We start from the raw sequence: 17,057 nt of genomic DNA on the forward strand, positions 1-17,057 counted from the left end.
CAGAGGAAGTTTGCATTTTTATGTCGGGCATAACAAATTCGCCACCCCGTAGATGGTAGAATCCTGACACATAACAAACGCAATTGTGCCCATTCCAACATCTATCACTCTCCTTTGTGAGGAAATTAGCATGAATCTTAAGCTGCAGCTGAAAGTCATCATCTTTCTGCAGTTCTGCCTGTGGGGAAGCTGGCTGACTACGCTTGGCTCTTATATGTTCGTTACCCTTAAATTCCAGGGCGCGGAAATTGGCGCGGTATATAGCTCGCTGGGTATTGCATCACTGCTGATGCCAACGCTGCTCGGTATCGTTGCGGACAAATGGCTCAGTGCGAAATGGGTTTATGCGCTGTGTCATCTGGTTGGGGCGATTACGCTGTTTATCGCCGCAGGCGTTACCACGCCTGGCGCAATGTTTATCATCATCCTGCTTAACTCGCTGGCCTACATGCCAACGCTGGGCCTGGTGAACACCATTTCCTACTTCCGCCTGAAATCTGCTGGCCACGATATCGTGACCGATTTCCCACCGATTCGTATCTGGGGCACTATTGGCTTCATCCTGGCGATGTGGGCGGTGAGCTTCTCCGGTTTCGAACTGAGCCATATGCAGCTCTACATTGGAGCGGCGTTGTCGCTGGTGCTGAGCCTGTTCTCTCTGACGCTGCCGCATATGCCGGTTGCTAAAAACAAAGAGAAACAGACCTGGGTGGAGATGCTGGGCCTGAATGCTTTTGCGCTGTTTAAAAACAAACGCATGGCGATTTTCTTTATCTTCTCGATGCTGCTGGGTGCCGAGCTGCAGATCACCAATATGTTCGGCAACACTTTCCTGCACAGCTTCGACGCGAACCCGTTATTCGCCAATAGTTTCATCGTCACGCATGCTTCGGTGATGATGTCGATTTCGCAGATTTCCGAAACCGCGTTTATTCTGGCTATCCCGTTCTTTATGAGCCGTTACGGCATCAAGAACGTGATGATGATCAGTATCATTGCCTGGGTACTGCGTTTTGGTCTGTTTGCCTATGGCGACCCGACGCCGTTCGGTACGGTGCTGCTGGTTCTGTCGATGATCGTCTACGGTTGCGCATTCGACTTCTTCAACATTTCCGGTTCGGTATTCGTGGAAAAAGAGGTGAATCCGGCTATCCGCGCCAGCGCGCAGGGTATGTTGCTGATGATGACCAACGGTTTCGGCTGTATCCTCGGCGGAATGGTGAGCGGCAAAGTGGTTGAGATCTACACCACTGCAGGCATCACCGACTGGAAAACCGTGTGGCTGATTTTCGCCAGTTACTCACTGGTGCTGGCCTTCGCCTTCGTGATGCTGTTTAAATATAAACACGTGCGCGAACCGGCAGGCGTAGCGCAGAAAGCCTAAGCCCCATCACCGCCTCTCTGGAGGCGGTTCAAAGATGAAAAAATAAAACCCGGCCTGAATGCCGGGTTTTTTATGGCCATTTGAACACCACTTTCTGGGGCGGTGGTCAGCAACTGGCTTTGGCTTTATTGTCTTTGGATTTACATCGTTCAGAACAGGCAAAGATTTTTTAGTAAGGCTTTTAATGCGCGCTGCTGAGTCGCAATCAATACCCTCTGCTATACAGATGATTTTTTATGGACGTTTTACAGCCCGGCAAGAACCCAGGCTACCGCCAGCAGATCCGCACTACCGCCGGGGCTTAAACGGCGCGCCATTAACGCATCATCCATTTCGCGCAGCGCGTCGCTATCCCAGCCAGATACCAACAATCTCGCCGCATAATCCTGGACGTAGTGCAGTCCTTCAATACCACCGCGTGATACCAGATTGCTGTCGCGGTTCGCGGCCATCAGGCGCAGCAACGCGTTATGTAACCGCCGCTCCCCGTGCTCCTGGTGCCAGAACGGCAACACCGCGCGACGCACGGTGATAAACCCCTGCTCTGCTTCACCGCGCGCGCCCGTCAGCCCATACTGGCGAAACTGTTTTTCACCCGCCGTTATAGCCTGTGGGCGATCAGACAGTTCACGTGCCACTAAGCCACAGCAGATTTCACTCACCTGCTGGCAAAGCGCGTCAGCGCTAACCATGCGCCCTTGTCCTTGCAAACGTCCGGCGGCGAAACAGAGCAGGCCAAGAGAAAAAATGCCGCCCTTATGTGTGTTCACGCCCTCTGTCGCCGTGAACATCGCTTGTTCACAGGCAATGCCCATCGGACGCAGCAGCCGTAGCTGTTCACTGGCCGGTTTCCGCGCATGGGCTTTTCCCGCCCCGGCAAACACCGTGAACCACGGCGTAATCGCCGCAATACTCTTTAAGAACAGCGCATGATCCATATCCTGGTGCGAGCCGTTATTCGCTCTGTCCACCAGCCCCGGTTTGGGGGTTAAATCCAGCTCAAGGCGCAGCGCCTGCGCCGCAAGTTCAGGCACGTCCGCTATGACGGATTTAGTCGCGAGCAAACCAGCCATCGATTAACCTCTCCACGCGAGCCACCACATCTTCTACCGAATGGCGACGTGAACGCGCACAACCGTGCGCAGGCTCATCACATACCAAGCAGCGGCGGGTATTTAAATCCAGCGAATGTCGCCCAACCTGCCCCTCTTTCGGGCAGAACACATCGAAATCCCACAGTCTGCCAAGCGGATGAGTCTGTTCCATCTCTACGCATTGCGCTTTGATTTCCACCGCCGGATGCTCCACGCACCACAGCGCTTCCGCACCGGTTGGCAGCCACAACACCTGTCGGTCCAGCACACACCAGTGGTTTTGCCACAGCAACTGGTCGCATGCCTGTAGCGCCACCCCCATGGTATTGCGGTAGCGAATACTGTCTTTTACCGCACCGGGAGTGACCAGCGTCAGCGAAATAACCGGGTGTTGATAGTGAGCGAGCCAGTCAGCCTGACGCGCCGCGCGGCTATCTTTCGCCGCCAGCAGCGCTTCGAGGCTGACGCCCGCTCTCACGGGCGTCAGTGTGGTCATAGATTGTCCTCTTTAACCTGGCGAACAACGTCAATCACGCTGCCATCGCGATAGCGGATCACGCCAACAATGCGGTCGGTAAAAGCGATCGGTTTCGGTTCGCCGGTCAGTGAAATCGCACGCTGGTAAAGCGCTTCGATGTCGACGATTTTCAGGCCTGCTGCCAGCAAACGCTCGCGAATATCCGGGCGCGCCGGGTTAACAGCGATGCCGTGATCGGTGACCAGCACGTCGATACTTTCCCCTGGTGTCAGCAACGTAGTGACGCGCTTCACGACGGTAGGAATGCGGCTACGCAGCAAGGGCGCGACAACAATGGTGAGGTTCGCCGCTGCCGCGACATCACAGTGGCCGCCGGATGCGCCACGCATCACGCCATCAGAACCGGTGATGACGTTAACGTTGAAGTCGACATCGATCTCCAGCGCGCTGAGGATCACCACATCCAGTTGATCGCAACTTGCAGCTTTACCGCCCGGATTAGCATAAACGTTGGTGGAGATCTCGACATGGTTGGGGTTACGGTGCAGCGAAGCCGCCGCTTCGCCATCGAAACACTGCGTATCCAGCAGTTTTTCAATCAACCCTTTCTCATGCAGATCCACCAGGCTACCGGTGATGCCGCCTAGTGCGAAGCGGGCTTTTACGCCGTGGCGCTCCATTTTTTCTTCCATGAAACGCGTCGCCGCGGTCGCTGCTGCGCCGGAGCCGGTCTGCATGGAAAAGCCCTCTTTAAAATAACCGGAGTGCTCGATCACATCCGCGGCATAACGGGCGATCATTAGCTCTCGCGGATTGCTGGTGACGCGTGCCGCGCCGACGCTGATTTTCGCCGGATCGCCCACGCTCTCCACCTGCACAATCAGATCCACCTGATCCTGACCAAGACTCGCTGGCATGTTCGGGAATGGCACCAGTTCTTCGGTCAGCAACACTACTTTTTTAGCAAACTGCGCATCAACCATCGCGTAACCCAGCGAGCCACAGCAGGATTTCCCCTGTGTGCCGTTGGCGTTGCCGAATTCGTCGCTGCACGGCACGCCAAGAAAAGCGACATCAATATTCAGCTCGCCATCCTGCAACAGCTTCACGCGGCCACCGTGGGAGTGAATTTGAACCGGTTCCGCCATCAATCCGTGAGAGATAGCATCCGCCAGCTTGCCGCGCATCCCGGAAGTGTAAATACGCGAAATCACACCGTTCTGAATATGCTCGATCAGTGCATCGTTGCAGGTCATCAGCGAACTGGAAGCCAGCGTCAGGTTTTTAAAACCCAGCCGCGCCAGCATTGCCACAACGTTGTTAATAACACGATCGCCTTCGCGAAATGCGTGGTGGAAAGAGATGGTCATGCCGTCTTTCAGACCGCTGCGGGCAATCGCGTCTTCCAGCGTAGCGCAGAGTTTACGCGTGTGTTTGGTGTTGATATCCGCTAGCCACGGTGTCGCCGCGTGAGCGCTATCAAAGGGTTTTAAATCACGCAGATGAGGAAAATTAACGTGAAGAAGCTCGGTTTGATTCATTGTTCTGTCCTTAACGACGCACGCCGGACGCAGCCGCACGTTCCAGCACCATCTGCGCGTGATTAATAATGGGGGCGTCAATCATTTTGCCGTTCAGCGAAACCACGCCCAGGCCGTTGCGCTCGCCCTCTTCCGCCGCTTCGATAACCACTTTCGCGTGATCTACTTCCTGCTGGGTTGGCGCATAGGCGTTATGCAGCAGATCGATTTGACGCGGGTTGATCAGCGACTTGCCGTTGAAACCCATTTTGCGCACAAGATCGACTTCGCGCAGGAAACCGGCTTCATCATTTACGTCTGACCACACTACGTCGAACGCATCAATCCCGGCGGCGCGCGCAGCGTGCAGGACGGCGCAGCGAGCGTAGAACAGCTCCGTGCCGTCTCCGCGTTCGGTTTGCATATCCATTACGTAGTCAAACGCGGCCAGCGCGATACCAATTAAGCGCTGCGAGCTGCGCGCAATCGCGACGGCATTAATCACGCCAATCGCCGATTCAATCGCCGCCATCACGCGAGTCGATCCCACTTCACGTCCGCAAGCCAGTTCAATGCGCTCGAGGTGGCGTTCCAGTTCGTAGATATCTTCTGGGGTATCCGTTTTCGGCAAGCGCACCACATCGACACCGGCGCGAACCACCGCTTCCAGATCCGGCAGACCAAAAGGTGTGTTCAATGGATTAATACGCACCACGGTTTCCATATCCTGATACATCGGGTGTTGCAGCGCATGAAACACCAGCAGGCGCGCGGTGTCTTTCTCGCGCAGCGCTACCGCGTCTTCCAGGTCGAACATGATCGAATCCGGGCGGTAGATAAAGGCAGTGGAGAGCATGGCGGCGTTAGCGCCTGGCAGGAACAGCATACTGCGACGTAGTTTTTTCACAGCAGTTTCCCCCAGTCGATTTCCGTGCCTTCGGCAGCGCGCAGAATAGCGCTTTGCAGACGGGCACGGATAACGCAGTCCAGTGCGCCTTTGTCTTCAATGATGATTAAACCCTGGCGGACTTCCATCGCACGCAGCGTGGCATCCACCACCTTGCGGATTTGATCGCCGAACTGCTTCATCACCTCGCTATGGATAACAATATCCAGCTCGCCTTCTGCGGGGGCGATTTTCACCATCAGGTCGCTGGACTCCATCGTCCCGGCCAGCGCCTCCCTTACAATTTTCATAGTTATTTTCCTGATTTTTAAGCGACTTCCGCGCTGTAATGAGACTCAAGGTGCGCAAAAGTGGTATCCGGTACAATTTCCCGAATACGGGAAAACTGGTGTGTTTTAAGTAAACGACGCACTTCCGAGGCGGAGATGGCGGTGCCGGTCGCTTTAATGCGCAGAACTTCCACCACCTCGACCGCACCTGCCAGCAACTGATGCATAGTCTGGTTGTACTGGCGGGTGATATCGCAAAACGGCTCGCTGCCGATAAAGCGGTGGGTAATACCCAGCGCCGGGGCAATATGGTTTCGGAAGATGAGCAGGTCGATTTCGCTCCACGCCTGCTGCACTTTGCCGGTCTCTTTGAGGAAATAGGCCGGAAAGGTAGCGCGGGAAATAATGTACTGAGAGCCTTCGTGAACCGTGACATTTGGTAAGTGCGCCACGCCTGCTTTCACCATTTTCAACCGAGCGGAGAAAGGAAAGAACGAGGCGTCTTCACGCACCACAAACAGATGCAACCAGTCGCAGGCCTGTGCAGCCTGCTCAACCAGATGGCGATGGCCAAGCGTGAAAGGATTGGCGTTCATCACAATGGCACCGATGCGCTTTCCGGCAACGCGGTGCGCCTGCAAAGTGCGGCAGTAACGCTGAATGCCAGACGGTGTATTTTCCATCAATATTGCGTTGTTGCCGCTCTGGGCCACCGGCCAAAAACCGCTGTGCTGGAAACGCTCCCGATTGCAAGGGCGCGTGCACAGGAACAGATGAAAATGTCCGCGCGCCAGCGCCAGGTGCTCTACTTCGGCTAACAGTCGTGCGCTAAGGTTTTCACCACGCAACTGTTCCTCAACCGCTACGCACTTAATGACGTTGGCGGCAAGACCTGCACAACCCACCAGCCGGTTTCCCGACCAGGCTTCAACGAAAGTGGTGATATCGCTGTCCATTCCTAAACCACTGTCTGCGAGCAACGTGCGGATAGAGGCCAGCCGTTGAGTATTGCCGTTGACTTCCGCAACACGGAAGTCGATGGAGGGTCGTGCTTGCATCGTATTGCCTTCGTCCTTAGTGCGCTGCCGTCAGCGCATGGGCTGGCGCATCAATAATCACATTGCTGAGGTGACCGATATTTTCGATCTCCACTTCGATGCGATCGCCCGCTTTCATAAACAGCGGCGGATTGCGTTTCTTACCCACGCCGCCCGGTGAGCCGGTGATGATGACGTCGCCCGGTGTCAGGCTGGTAAAGGTGCTGATGTACTCGATAAGCTCGGCGACTTTGTGGATCATGCTGGCGGTGTTGTCATCCTGCACCATACGACCATTCAACCAAGTGCGGATGGCGAGCTGATGTGGATCAGGGATCTCATCCGCCGTGGTCATCCATGGGCCAAACGCGCCGGTCTGCCGCCAGTTTTTACCTGCGGTGAACCAGGTGTGCTGCCAGTCACGCGCGGAGCCATCCATGTAGCAGCTGTAACCTGCGACATGGCTTAACGCTGCGTCACGAGAGATGTTTTCACCGCCTTTACCGATGATCACTGCCAGCTCACCTTCGTAGTCGAATTCGCTGGAGTGGCGCGGTTTCAGCACCGGCGCGTTATGCCCGGTTTGCGAATCGGCGAAGCGCACAAACAGCGTCGGCGCCGGGTTATGTTGATCGAACTCTTTGCGTTTTTCGGCGTAGTTCATGCCGACGCAGAGAATTTTCCCCGGGTTTTCAATAACCGGCAGGAAGTTGAGATCGTCAAAGCGCAGATCCGTCGCTTCACCGCTCAGCTGTTGCGCCTCACTCAGCGCGTCGGCCGCGAGCAACGATTTCAAATCACCGTAGCGGTCGCCCAGGCGCTGGCCCAGATTGATGACGCCATCAGCCTTAACGATGCCGTAGCTACGGATCCCCTGATGGACAAAGCTTGCGAGTTTCATATCAGTTCCTGTAATGCTTAATCAGACGAGGAAATTGCCAAGAACCAGCAGCGATACCGACACATTGATCGCACCGCCAATACGGGTCGCAATCTGTGCAAACGGCATCAGGCTCATACGGTTACCGGCAGTCAGGATGGCAACATCCCCTGTACCACCCTGACCGCTCTGGCAGCAGGAAACGATGGCGACATCAATCGGATGCATGCCAATCTTTTTACCTACGAAGAAGCCAGTGGCAACCAGCGCGGAAACGGTACTCACGATCACCAGCAGGTTATTGAGAGTGAAAGCGTGAACCAGCTCTTCCCACGGCGTAATCGCAACGCCCACGGCGAAGAGAATTGGGTAAGTCACAGAGGTCTGGAAGAATTTGTAGACCACCTGAGAACCTTCCAGCAGGCGCGGAGAAACACCGTGCGCCAGCTTAACCAGCACGGCAGCAAACAACATACCGACCGGTGCAGGCAGGCCAATCAGTTTGTGGCCAAGCATCCCGATCATGTACAGCAACACTGCCAGCAGTGCGCCCGCCGCAATAGTGGTGACATCAGTTTTACCGGAAAACGCGGGTGCAGCCGGCGCTTGTTCATCACCGTTGCTGCGGTTTGGCATCAGTTGGCCTTCGCCGGTCAGATGCGGGAAGCGTTTACCCAACTGGTTCAGGCAGCCGGAAATAATGATTGCAGTCAAACCGCCCAGCATCACCATCGGTAATACACGACCCAGCGCAACACCTTGATCCATATGCAGCAGCGTGGCGTAACCGATAGAGAGCGGAATTGCACCTTCACCTACACCACCCGCCATGATGGGCAGAATGATAAAGAAGAAGATCTGGAACGGCTCCATACCCAGCGCCAGGCCAACGCCCATCCCTACCAGCATGCCCACGATTTCACCGCACAGCATCGGGAAGAAAATACGCAGGAAGCCCTGAATCAGGGTGGTGCGGTTCATGCTCATGATACTGCCGACAATGATGCAGCAGATGTAGAGATAGAGAATGTTGGTGGATTTGTAGAACTTGGTGGTGGACTCGACCACCACATCCGGCAGCAAACCGTAATACACCATTGCCGAAGGAATAAAGGTGGCGCAAATCGCCGCTGCGCCCAGTTTGCCCACGATCGGCAGACGTTTACCGAACTCACCGCAGGCAAAGCCGAAGAACGCCAGCGTTGCTACCATGACGACGATATCGCTCGGCAACTTGCCGCCAAGACAATCGATAGCAATTAACGCGCCGGCTAGCAGGAATAATGGCAGTGGAATAATCCCAACTTTCCACGTATCCATAATGTGCCACCACTTATCCTTAAGTGATGTTTTTTGAATCGCCAGCGATTCAGAGGTAACAGAAAATGAATCGTCAGTTGTGCTCATAATTAAGCCCCTTGGTTATTTTGTGACTGTAGAGTAAAGGGCTAAACGCGTACTTTATGTGAGGGATAGCATATTAAAACGGGAGTTTTAATGGCGCCTATGGTTTTTATGGTTTCTTTTATTTTGTGTGATTTACGCCTTAATTATTGCCGTGGTTTTTATGGTTTTTTTAAATAGAAATACAAGTTAATAACATTTCCAAAAAAGAATATTTAACAGATCGTTTTTCCGCGTCAGCGCTGGCTGTGCAAGGGATCACAAGTTTCCAGTAAACTGCGTACGCGTTCGCAAAAAGATGCTACATTGGCGCTTTGCTGGCTGCCGTGCGTACCGTCATGAAAGTATCCTTTCAAATCAAACTTTTTATTTCGCTGGTGCTTTTCTTCTCCGGCTTGTTCGTGCTGCTTGGCATTTATTATTACAAGGATGTTGGTCGCCAGCTATATCAGGAAATGAGCGCGCGGGCAAAAATACAGGCCGAGGAAATAGCGATTATTCCGAATTTACGCCAATCGGTTGCCGAGAAAGATATTCGAGCCATCACGCAATTTATGCATAAAGTAGTAGCGCATAGCGATGCAAGCTTTATTGTTATTGGCGATGACAAAGGCATGCATTTATTTCATTCAGTCCATTCTAATGTGGTCGGAAAAACACTAGTGGGTGACGATAATACCGAGGTGTTGCGCGGAAAAAGCATCACCACTATCCGCAAAGGCGGGTTGGGTATTTCGTTACGCAGTAAAGCGCCGATTTTTGATGATGCCGGGCGCGTCATCGGGATTGTGTCGGTGGGGTATTTGACCAGTTATCTCGATACCATCACGCTCGGTAAAGTGATTAATATTTTTATTGCCGCTGTATTGCTGCTGGCGGCGCTGTTTATCTTTTCCTGGTTCTTTACCCGCAGCATTAAAAAACAGATCTTCTCCCTTGAGCCGAGGGAAATTGGCCTGCTGGTGCGCCAACAGAAGGCGATGATGGAGTCGATCTACGAGGGGGTGATCGCTATCGACAGCGATCTGCGCATCGAAGTGATCAATCAGGCAGCCCGCAAATTACTGGGGTTAAGCCAGCCTACTCGCGCACTGCGAGGGCAAAATATAAGTGAGGTTATCTCCCCGGTGCCATTTTTCGTACGCTCGGTCATGCTGGAAAATGACACACATGACGAGATTTGCCGCTTCAACCAGCTGACAGTCATCGCCAGCCGGGTGCGCATCATGCTGGAAGATAAATTGCAGGGTTGGGTGATCACCTTTCGCGATCGCAACGAGATAGATACGCTGAGTGCGCAACTAAGCCAGGTGAAACGCTATGTTGATAACCTGCGCGTTATGCGCCACGAGCAACTGAACCGAATGACCACGCTCTCTGGGCTGCTGCATATGGAGCGCTACGATGAAGCCGTGCGTTACATTCAGGCACAGTCAGAGCATGCACAGGAGCTGCTGGACTTTATCTCTTCGCGATTTAGCTCGCCGACGCTGTGCGGCTTGCTGCTGGGTAAAGCGGCGCGCGCCCGTGAAAAAGGTGTAGAACTGGCCTTTGATCCCCTGTGTCAGATGGACAGACCATGCCGGTTATTGGGTGAAGCGGAAATCATCTCGATCATCGGCAACCTGCTGGATAACGCCATTGAAGCGACCCAGCGTGCCGCGTTGCCGCATGAACCAGTGGAAGTGTTGATTTTGCTGAACGAACGGGAATTGATTATTGAAGTGGCGGATCGCGGTATCGGTATTGACCCGTCGATTCGCGATCACATTTTTGAACGCGGGATGACCACCAAGCGCAGTGGCGATCACGGTATCGGTCTGTACCTGATAGCCAGCTATGTTACGCAAGTGGGCGGATCGATTGAGGTCTCCGCTAACGAGCCTCGCGGCACGATTTTCTCTTTGTTTATTCCTGAAACGGGCAACGTACTGCGTCCCGTGCCGACCCTGGAAGATCAGAATTATGCAACATGAACTGATAGACGTGCTGATAGTAGAAGATGAAAACACGCTTGCGCAGCTTAATGCGGAACTGGTCAGCAGACACCCACGCCTGCGCCTGGTTGGTATTGCCTCGTCACTTGCCGAAGCGCGCGAATTATTGAGCAACACGCAGCCGCAACTAGTTTTGCTGGATAACTACTTACCGGATGGTAAAGGCATTACCCTTATCAACGATCCGCAGATTATTCAGGCAAACTGCTCGGTAATTTTTATTACCGCCGCCAGCGATATGGACACCTGTAGCCAGGCGATCCGCAATGGCGCGTTCGATTATATTCTCAAACCCGTGTCGTGGAAGCGGCTGAGCCAGTCGCTGGAGCGCTTTGTGCAATTCGCCGAGCAGCAGCGGGTGTGGAAAATTGTCGACCAGCAGAATGTGGACTCGCTTTACCAGTTACAGGCAAAGAATTTCCGCCAGGATAACGGCAGTAAAGGTATTGAAGAGAGTACACTGGCGCTGATTCAGAAGCTGTTTGCCGACGAGATCGCGCGCTGTTTCTCCGTCGATGAAGTGGTGAACGAAACGGGGCTAAGTAAAACCACTACCAGACGCTATCTTGAACACTGTGTGGAAGCCGGTTTTTTGGCGGTGGAGATGCAGTACGGGAAAATTGGTCACCCGAGGCGTATGTACCGCCGCGTTGCCGCATGAGACTACCCCTCATCGCGTCTGGATGAGGGGCCAAAAAACTACTTCAGTACATAACCGAACAGGCGCTTGATGCCGTCGGTATCGGTCTCGGAATAAACCCCCTGCAGTTCCGGTGAAAAGCCTGGCAGCAGATTGACCCCCTCCTCCAGCGCGAGGAAATAGCGCTGCACCGCACCGCCCCACACTTCTCCCGGCACCACGCAGAGCACGCCCGGTGGATAGGGCAGCGCGCCTTCGGCAGCGATGCGCCCTTCCACCTTACTGATACGCACCAACTCAACATTGCCGCGAATAAACTCGCTATTGGCATCCTGCGGGTTCATTACTACCGCTGGCAGGCTGGCTTTGCGGAACATCGCCTTTTGCAGATCTTTTACGTCAAAACTCACGTACAGATCGTGCATCTCCTGGCATAGCTCACGCAGTGTGTAGTCGCGATAACGCACCGGATACTTGTTAAAGATGGTGGGCAGCACGTCGGCCAGCGGCGTGTCATCTTCAATATGTTGTTCGAACTGGGCAAGCATCGCCACTAGCTGCGCCATCTTCTCGGCGCTTTCAGCCGGCGTCAGCAGGAACAGGATCGAGTTGAGATCGCACTTCTCTGGCACAATGCCATTTTCACGCAGGTAGTGCGCCAGAATAGTGGCCGGAATGCCAAACTCAGTATATTCCCCGGTTTCCACGTCGATGCCCGGCGTAGTCAGCAGCAGCTTGCAGGGATCAACAAAATATTGCTCGTGCGCATAACCTTCAAAACCGTGCCATTTATCGCCCGGCTCAAAACTGAAGAAGCGCCGCTCGCGGGCGATCACTTCTGTCGGGTGATCCTGCCACGGTCGCCCGGCGATTTCCGGCGGCACAAAAGGTTTGATCATCTTACAGTTAGCGATGATCGCTTTGCGCGCTTCAATGCCCAGCGCCACGCATTCTGCCCACAGACGACGCCCGCTCTCGCCCTGATGGATCTTGGCGTTAACGTCCAGCGCGGCAAACAACGGGTAAAATGGGCTGGTTGACGCATGCAGCATAAAGGCATTGTTCAGCCGTTTATGCGGACAAAAACGCGCCTGCCCGCGCAGATGGTTATCTTTTTTGTGGATCTGCGAGGTTTGTGAAAACCCGGCTTGCTGTTTATGCACCGACTGGGTGACAAAAATGCCCGGATCGTTCTCGTTCAGCTCCAGCAGCAGCGGCGAGCAGTCCGCCATCATCGGGATAAATTGCTCGTATCCTACCCAGGCCGAATCAAACAGAATGTAGTCGCACAGGCTGCCGATCTTGTCGATCACCTGCCGTGCGTTGTAGATCGTGCCATCGTAAGTACCAAGCTGGATCACCGCCAGGCGGAACGGACGCGGCTGATCTGCCTTTTCCGGCGCGACTTCGCGGATCAGTTCACGCAGGTAAGTTTCATCAAAGCAGTGATCGTCAATGCCACCAATAAAACCAAACGGGTTACGCGCCGCTTCCAGGTAGACCGGCGTTGCACCGGCCTGGATCAAGGCGCCATGATGGTTGGATTTGTGATTATTACGATCGAACAGCACCAGATCGCCCCGCGTTAACAGCGCGTTGGTCACCACCTTGTTGGCGGCAGAGGTGCCATTCAAAACAAAATAGGTTTTATCGGCGTTGAACACCTTCGCGGCAAACTTCTGCGCATGTTTGGCCGAACCTTCGTGGATCAGCAAATCGCCAAGCTTGACGTCGGCGTTGCACATATCGGCGCGAAAAACGTTCTCGCCGAAGAATTCGTAAAACTGGCGGCCCGCCGGGTGCTTTTTAAAGAACTCACCGTGCTGATGGCCGGGGCAGGCAAACGTGCTGTTGTCCATTTCGACGTACTGGCGCAGCGTATCGAAAAATGGCGGCAGCAGATTATCTTCATAGTCACAGGCAGCGGTTTCCAGCTCCAGCCAATCCTGATCTTTACCGCCGATCACCGCTGTCACACCTTGCGGCGTGGTCTCCGGCTCTTGAGTGAATAAAAAAACCGGCAGGTTAAACCCCGTCCGTTTGAGCAACGCAAGAATGCCGCTGCGACTCTCCGCTAATGTCATGACGACTGCCGCAACATCCGTAAAATCGGTACTCTCCAGCGTCACCACTTCGCGGTGGGTGGAAAGCGCAGATATCAGCTCGCGGCTGACGGCAATTTTCATTGATTTCATAAGCACGAATACCCGTTTCAGGGGAGTAAAAGACCCCGGACAAAGCAGTTGCCTCGCCCAACGAACGTGTCTGACTGGAACCAGCTCCGACCGCCAGACATCAGTAAAAGCAGACAGCTTCTGATCTTACTGTTGTCCTACAGTGAGCGTGCGTTACCCTCACCGCATGGTGAGAAAAGTATGGGGTAAAATGACACGGGCACCCGACTGTATGCAGGTGCAAAGCGCATGATAAACAGCGGCGATGTACGTCATCAGACAGCTCCCGTTAGGTGGAATAAAATTCGCGCAATCATGTCACCTTTCCCAAAGAGGCGCAACCAGGCCGGGCGTGGTTGCGCATAAAAATGCTATTCTACACGGCATATTATTCAGTTATATGAAACACAGGAGTGACTCGTGCTTACAGGTCCTTTTATTAACGCCGCCGCGGTACTGATTGGCGGTACCCTTGGCGCGTTGCTCAGCCACCGCCTGCCCGAGCGCATCCGTTCCTCAATGCCTTCGATTTTCGGTCTTGCGTCGCTGGGTCTCGGTATTTTGCTGGTGATCAAATGCGTGAATTTGCCCGTAATGGTGCTCGCCACGCTGGTCGGTACGTTAATTGGCGAGCTCTGTTATGTTGAGCGCGGCATCAGCGGTGGCGTCAACGCGCTACGAAACCTGCTGCAAAAACGCAAAGACGGTGATGCCAACAGCGCTCACGAGTCGTTTATTCAGAGCCTGGTGGCAATCATTATTCTGTTCTGCGCCAGCGGTACCGGGATTTTTGGCGCCATGCGTGAAGGGATGACCGGCGATCCGAGTATTCTTATCGCCAAAGCTTTTCTCGATTTCTTTACCGCCGTGATCTTCGCCACTTCACTCGGTTTTGCTGTCGCGATGATCTCCGTGCCGATGCTGATTATCCAGCTTACCCTCGCCACCTGCGCAACGCTGATCCTGCCGCTGACCACGCCCGCAATGATGGGTGATTTCACCGCCGTTGGCGGCATCTTGCTACTGGCGACCGGGTTGCGCATCTGCGGCATTAAGATGTTTGCCGTGGCGAATATGCTACCCGCACTGGTGATTGCGATGCCGATTTCTGCCCTGTGGACAGCATTTTTTGCCTGAGCGAACGTGCATTATGTGCAAAGTGGTGATAGATTGTGCAGTCCGCAACGAATTGAAGAAATTTCGTTGACGGAGCGCAGCGAATCAGGTTTAATGCGGCCCGTTGCCCGGATAGCTCAGTCGGTAGAGCAGGGGATTGAAAATCCCCGTGTCCTTGGTTCGATTCCGAGTCCGGGCACCACTTATTCAGAGAACCCAGCCTATGGCTGGGTTTTTGCTTTTGGGGATGCGGACTCTCCATCGAACTGCGTTCGAATATTCGCCGCAAGCGGCTCCCCCTTCGGAGCCAGCGCGACAAGCGCGCTGTTCAACTCCTTGCGGGTCTGAGTCAGGCACGACTATTTCTGAAGAACTCGCGCAAAAGGCGGTTTTTTGCTTTAAGAGATACTCTAAATAGCCCGCCTTAGTTCCATGCGCTTTTTGAGCTCCCGGCCAAATTGACCCTGCCCCAAAATCAGTGCAGTAAGCTCATCTCCAACCACGGGCAAGAGATCGTTCTTGCTACACCGTTTCCTGCACGTGACGGTACTTATAACTCTGCCAAATGTGGCGCAATCTTCTGTATGGGGAACCGGCCATAATTATCCTCACCAAAAGTTGTTTCTTTACTCGTTCAGAGGGTGCTGTGATTTGCCGATTATTCGTGCAGCAACTCCGTTACAGGTGTGCTGTTTTTAATCTGCCCCAGTGTATAAATCTGTGACCGGAGATACTGTTCCAGTTGCCGGATGCGTTGCTGCCGCAGAGGAGAGCCGACTGGCAAAAGATGAATCTGACGAAGCTGTTCCTCCGTCGGTTCAGTCTGCTGAAAGCTGGTCATCATGCCAAAGACGGATGACTTCAGCTCACTGACCGTCATGTACTTACCCTTGTGCCCATCCAGCCCACTCAGTTGGTTACTCAGTTGCTGTAACTTCGTCATCCCTTGATGCCAGCCATTCAGATTTTCTGTTGGTATGCTGGCAGCGTTCAATTGCCGAAGCCACTGCTGTGCCAGTGGTTTCGCCTGCTCAGGCCAGAGCGACTGAGCCTGTTCGACCAATTGACGGCTGTAGTTAATATTCCAGTCAGGTGGCAACTGGCCTAAGCGCATGAGCTGCTGCTGCGTGTCTGCGATCAAGGGTTGCGATATGGGAGCGTGCTGATACAGCGTATCAAGTTGCGCGGGCGTGAGTGTTGCGGGTAACGGTGCCAGCGATGCAGCAAGCTGAGCCTGTAACGGATCAGGCCGGCGTAAGACATGCCAGCCCCACACCGTTGCCGCACTGATCACCAGCATAGAGCACATCCCGGCGGCAAAGGATTTCCACTTTTTACCCTGTACCGGTATCGCCGCCAGCACATCCACATTCGGCTGATGTTCGGGCTGTGCCACATAAACCCACTTTGCCGTGTTGGCCGGTTCATTCTTTTCTGTCACAGGAATGCCAGGCAGAGCATCACTTAATACTTCTGCGCCATTCATTACTGTCGCAGGCAGCATGATACCAGTCTGAATGGTTGCACCTGAGCCGGATACATCATCACTGTTTTCCATCTTGATGGCACTGTTGTGTATCAGCGTACGCAATGTGTCGAACTGACTGAGATGTTTAAGCTCCAGGCGCTGTAGCACCGCGCCGAGACTCGTAAGCAGTTGCTCCGCTCGATACAACTGGCTGAGGTCGCTGTAGTTTAGCGGTAGCGCGCGCATCCGTTGCTGCAGGCGCTGGCTCAGATTGCTGAGAATTTCCATGCGGGCGTGTACAGGCTGCGGCCAGAGCGCTCCCCACTGATGACTTATGAGGGCCTCCAGTATTGCCAGGCCTTCATTCAGACCGAATAATCCGGCCAGTTGCGTTCGGGTAAGCGTGTACCAGGCGACCGTCTGCAGCTCCACGCCATTTTGCTCAAATAGTGAAAGACAGAGCTTTTCTACATATCGCCAGTTCACGTCCGGGCGTGCCGGATGGGTCAGTTTGCTCAGTTCATCGCGCAGGGTGGCATAATCCGGCAGGGTACGCGGGTCGCTACCGGTTTTGATTTTACGGGGGGAAATGTCATTCATGACCAGATATCCAATTAACTTGTATAGAACGGAAGGTTTTGAAGGCATTGTCAGCAAAGGAGCTCATATCTGAGATCGCATATGCAAGC

Annotated in this window: 14 protein-coding genes and 1 tRNA gene; 5 read left to right on the plus strand and 10 right to left on the minus strand. The window is 54.0% G+C overall.

From position 1 onward, the window contains the following. Nucleotides 1–130: 130 nt before the first annotated feature. Nucleotides 131–1,384, plus strand: coding sequence for a nucleoside permease (locus tag E0L21_RS08820; RefSeq protein ID WP_131408614.1), 1,254 nt, complete (start codon nt 131–133; stop codon nt 1,382–1,384). A gap of 245 nt (nt 1,385–1,629) precedes the next feature. Here the strand turns inward: E0L21_RS08820 and citG are convergent, their stop codons facing one another. Genes citG through E0L21_RS08860 form a run of 8 tightly spaced genes read right to left on the minus strand, consistent with a single transcriptional unit; the run spans nt 1,630 to nt 8,976 of the window. Beyond that, entirely contained in the window at nt 1,630–2,457 is an 828-nt protein-coding gene (gene citG, locus E0L21_RS08825; RefSeq protein WP_131408616.1) for a triphosphoribosyl-dephospho-CoA synthase CitG, read from the minus strand. Next, nucleotides 2,435–2,974, minus strand: a complete 540-nt coding sequence (gene citX, locus E0L21_RS08830; RefSeq protein WP_131408617.1) for a citrate lyase holo-[acyl-carrier protein] synthase — start codon at nt 2,972–2,974, stop codon at nt 2,435–2,437. The genes citG and citX overlap by 23 nt, the downstream gene beginning before the upstream one ends. After that, on the minus strand, nt 2,971–4,497 hold the full coding sequence (gene citF, locus E0L21_RS08835; RefSeq protein WP_131408619.1) for a citrate lyase subunit alpha: 1,527 nt from the start codon (nt 4,495–4,497) through the stop codon (nt 2,971–2,973). The genes citX and citF overlap by 4 nt, the downstream gene beginning before the upstream one ends. Before the next feature lie 10 nt (nt 4,498–4,507). Beyond that, nucleotides 4,508–5,383, minus strand: coding sequence for a citrate (pro-3S)-lyase subunit beta (gene citE / locus E0L21_RS08840; protein ID WP_086873483.1), 876 nt, complete (start codon nt 5,381–5,383; stop codon nt 4,508–4,510). Beyond that, nucleotides 5,380–5,673: a citrate lyase acyl carrier protein gene (gene citD, locus E0L21_RS08845; protein ID WP_020455183.1), complete on the minus strand. Its 294-nt coding sequence runs from the start codon at nt 5,671–5,673 to the stop codon at nt 5,380–5,382. The genes citE and citD overlap by 4 nt, the downstream gene beginning before the upstream one ends. A 17-nt stretch (nt 5,674–5,690) precedes the next feature. Next, on the minus strand, nt 5,691–6,710 hold the full coding sequence (citC, locus tag E0L21_RS08850; RefSeq protein WP_131408621.1) for a [citrate (pro-3S)-lyase] ligase: 1,020 nt from the start codon (nt 6,708–6,710) through the stop codon (nt 5,691–5,693). A 16-nt stretch (nt 6,711–6,726) separates the two neighbouring features. Beyond that, nucleotides 6,727–7,590, minus strand: coding sequence for a fumarylacetoacetate hydrolase family protein (locus tag E0L21_RS08855; protein ID WP_131408623.1), 864 nt, complete (start codon nt 7,588–7,590; stop codon nt 6,727–6,729). A gap of 21 nt (nt 7,591–7,611) precedes the next feature. Further along, nucleotides 7,612–8,976: a 2-hydroxycarboxylate transporter family protein gene (locus E0L21_RS08860; protein ID WP_131408625.1), complete on the minus strand. Its 1,365-nt coding sequence runs from the start codon at nt 8,974–8,976 to the stop codon at nt 7,612–7,614. A gap of 335 nt (nt 8,977–9,311) precedes the next feature. Between E0L21_RS08860 and E0L21_RS08865 the strand changes: the two genes are divergently transcribed. Together E0L21_RS08865 and E0L21_RS08870 are read left to right on the plus strand one after the other, a co-directional pair. Further along, entirely contained in the window at nt 9,312–10,949 is a 1,638-nt protein-coding gene (locus E0L21_RS08865) for an ATP-binding protein (RefSeq protein WP_131408627.1), read from the plus strand. Then, entirely contained in the window at nt 10,939–11,631 is a 693-nt protein-coding gene (locus E0L21_RS08870) for a response regulator (protein WP_131408629.1), read from the plus strand. The genes E0L21_RS08865 and E0L21_RS08870 overlap by 11 nt, the downstream gene beginning before the upstream one ends. Nucleotides 11,632–11,669: 38 nt before the next feature. Here E0L21_RS08870 and E0L21_RS08875 read toward each other — a convergent pair whose 3' ends face one another. Continuing rightward, entirely contained in the window at nt 11,670–13,805 is a 2,136-nt protein-coding gene (locus tag E0L21_RS08875) for an ornithine decarboxylase (protein WP_131408631.1), read from the minus strand. Nucleotides 13,806–14,204: 399 nt separating this feature from the next. Between E0L21_RS08875 and E0L21_RS08880 the strand changes: the two genes are divergently transcribed. Both E0L21_RS08880 and E0L21_RS08885 read left to right on the plus strand, forming a co-directional pair. Further along, nucleotides 14,205–14,921, plus strand: a complete 717-nt coding sequence (locus E0L21_RS08880) for a DUF554 domain-containing protein (RefSeq protein ID WP_131408633.1) — start codon at nt 14,205–14,207, stop codon at nt 14,919–14,921. Between the two features lie 105 nt (nt 14,922–15,026). Beyond that, nucleotides 15,027–15,102 (plus strand) — tRNA-Phe (locus E0L21_RS08885). 456 nt (nt 15,103–15,558) lie between these two features. On the opposite strand, the gene E0L21_RS08890 is transcribed toward E0L21_RS08885, so the two are convergent. Further along, entirely contained in the window at nt 15,559–16,968 is a 1,410-nt protein-coding gene (locus tag E0L21_RS08890) for a VasL domain-containing protein (protein ID WP_131408635.1), read from the minus strand. Between the last annotated feature and the right edge of the window lie 89 nt (nt 16,969–17,057).

This window comes from Kosakonia quasisacchari (genome assembly GCF_004331415.1).
Taxonomy (GTDB): Bacteria; Pseudomonadota; Gammaproteobacteria; order Enterobacterales; family Enterobacteriaceae; genus Kosakonia; species Kosakonia quasisacchari.

Bases quoted from the DNA above. Each gene is read 5' to 3' on its own strand.
- E0L21_RS08875 (WP_131408631.1), bottom strand. From the start codon at position 13,805: ATGAAATCAATGAAAATTGCCGTCAGCCGCGAGCTGATATCTGCGCTT.
- citF (WP_131408619.1), bottom strand. From the start codon at position 4,497: ATGAATCAAACCGAGCTTCTTCACGTTAATTTTCCTCATCTGCGTGAT.
- E0L21_RS08890 (WP_131408635.1), bottom strand. From the start codon at position 16,968: ATGAATGACATTTCCCCCCGTAAAATCAAAACCGGTAGCGACCCGCGT.
- E0L21_RS08855 (WP_131408623.1), bottom strand. From the start codon at position 7,590: ATGAAACTCGCAAGCTTTGTCCATCAGGGGATCCGTAGCTACGGCATC.
- E0L21_RS08865 (WP_131408627.1), top strand. From the start codon at position 9,312: ATGAAAGTATCCTTTCAAATCAAACTTTTTATTTCGCTGGTGCTTTTC.
- E0L21_RS08860 (WP_131408625.1), bottom strand. From the start codon at position 8,976: ATGAGCACAACTGACGATTCATTTTCTGTTACCTCTGAATCGCTGGCG.
- citD (WP_020455183.1), bottom strand. From the start codon at position 5,673: ATGAAAATTGTAAGGGAGGCGCTGGCCGGGACGATGGAGTCCAGCGAC.
- E0L21_RS08820 (WP_131408614.1), top strand. From the start codon at position 131: ATGAATCTTAAGCTGCAGCTGAAAGTCATCATCTTTCTGCAGTTCTGC.
- E0L21_RS08870 (WP_131408629.1), top strand. From the start codon at position 10,939: ATGCAACATGAACTGATAGACGTGCTGATAGTAGAAGATGAAAACACG.
- citG (WP_131408616.1), bottom strand. From the start codon at position 2,457: ATGGCTGGTTTGCTCGCGACTAAATCCGTCATAGCGGACGTGCCTGAA.
- citC (WP_131408621.1), bottom strand. From the start codon at position 6,710: ATGCAAGCACGACCCTCCATCGACTTCCGTGTTGCGGAAGTCAACGGC.
- citX (WP_131408617.1), bottom strand. From the start codon at position 2,974: ATGACCACACTGACGCCCGTGAGAGCGGGCGTCAGCCTCGAAGCGCTG.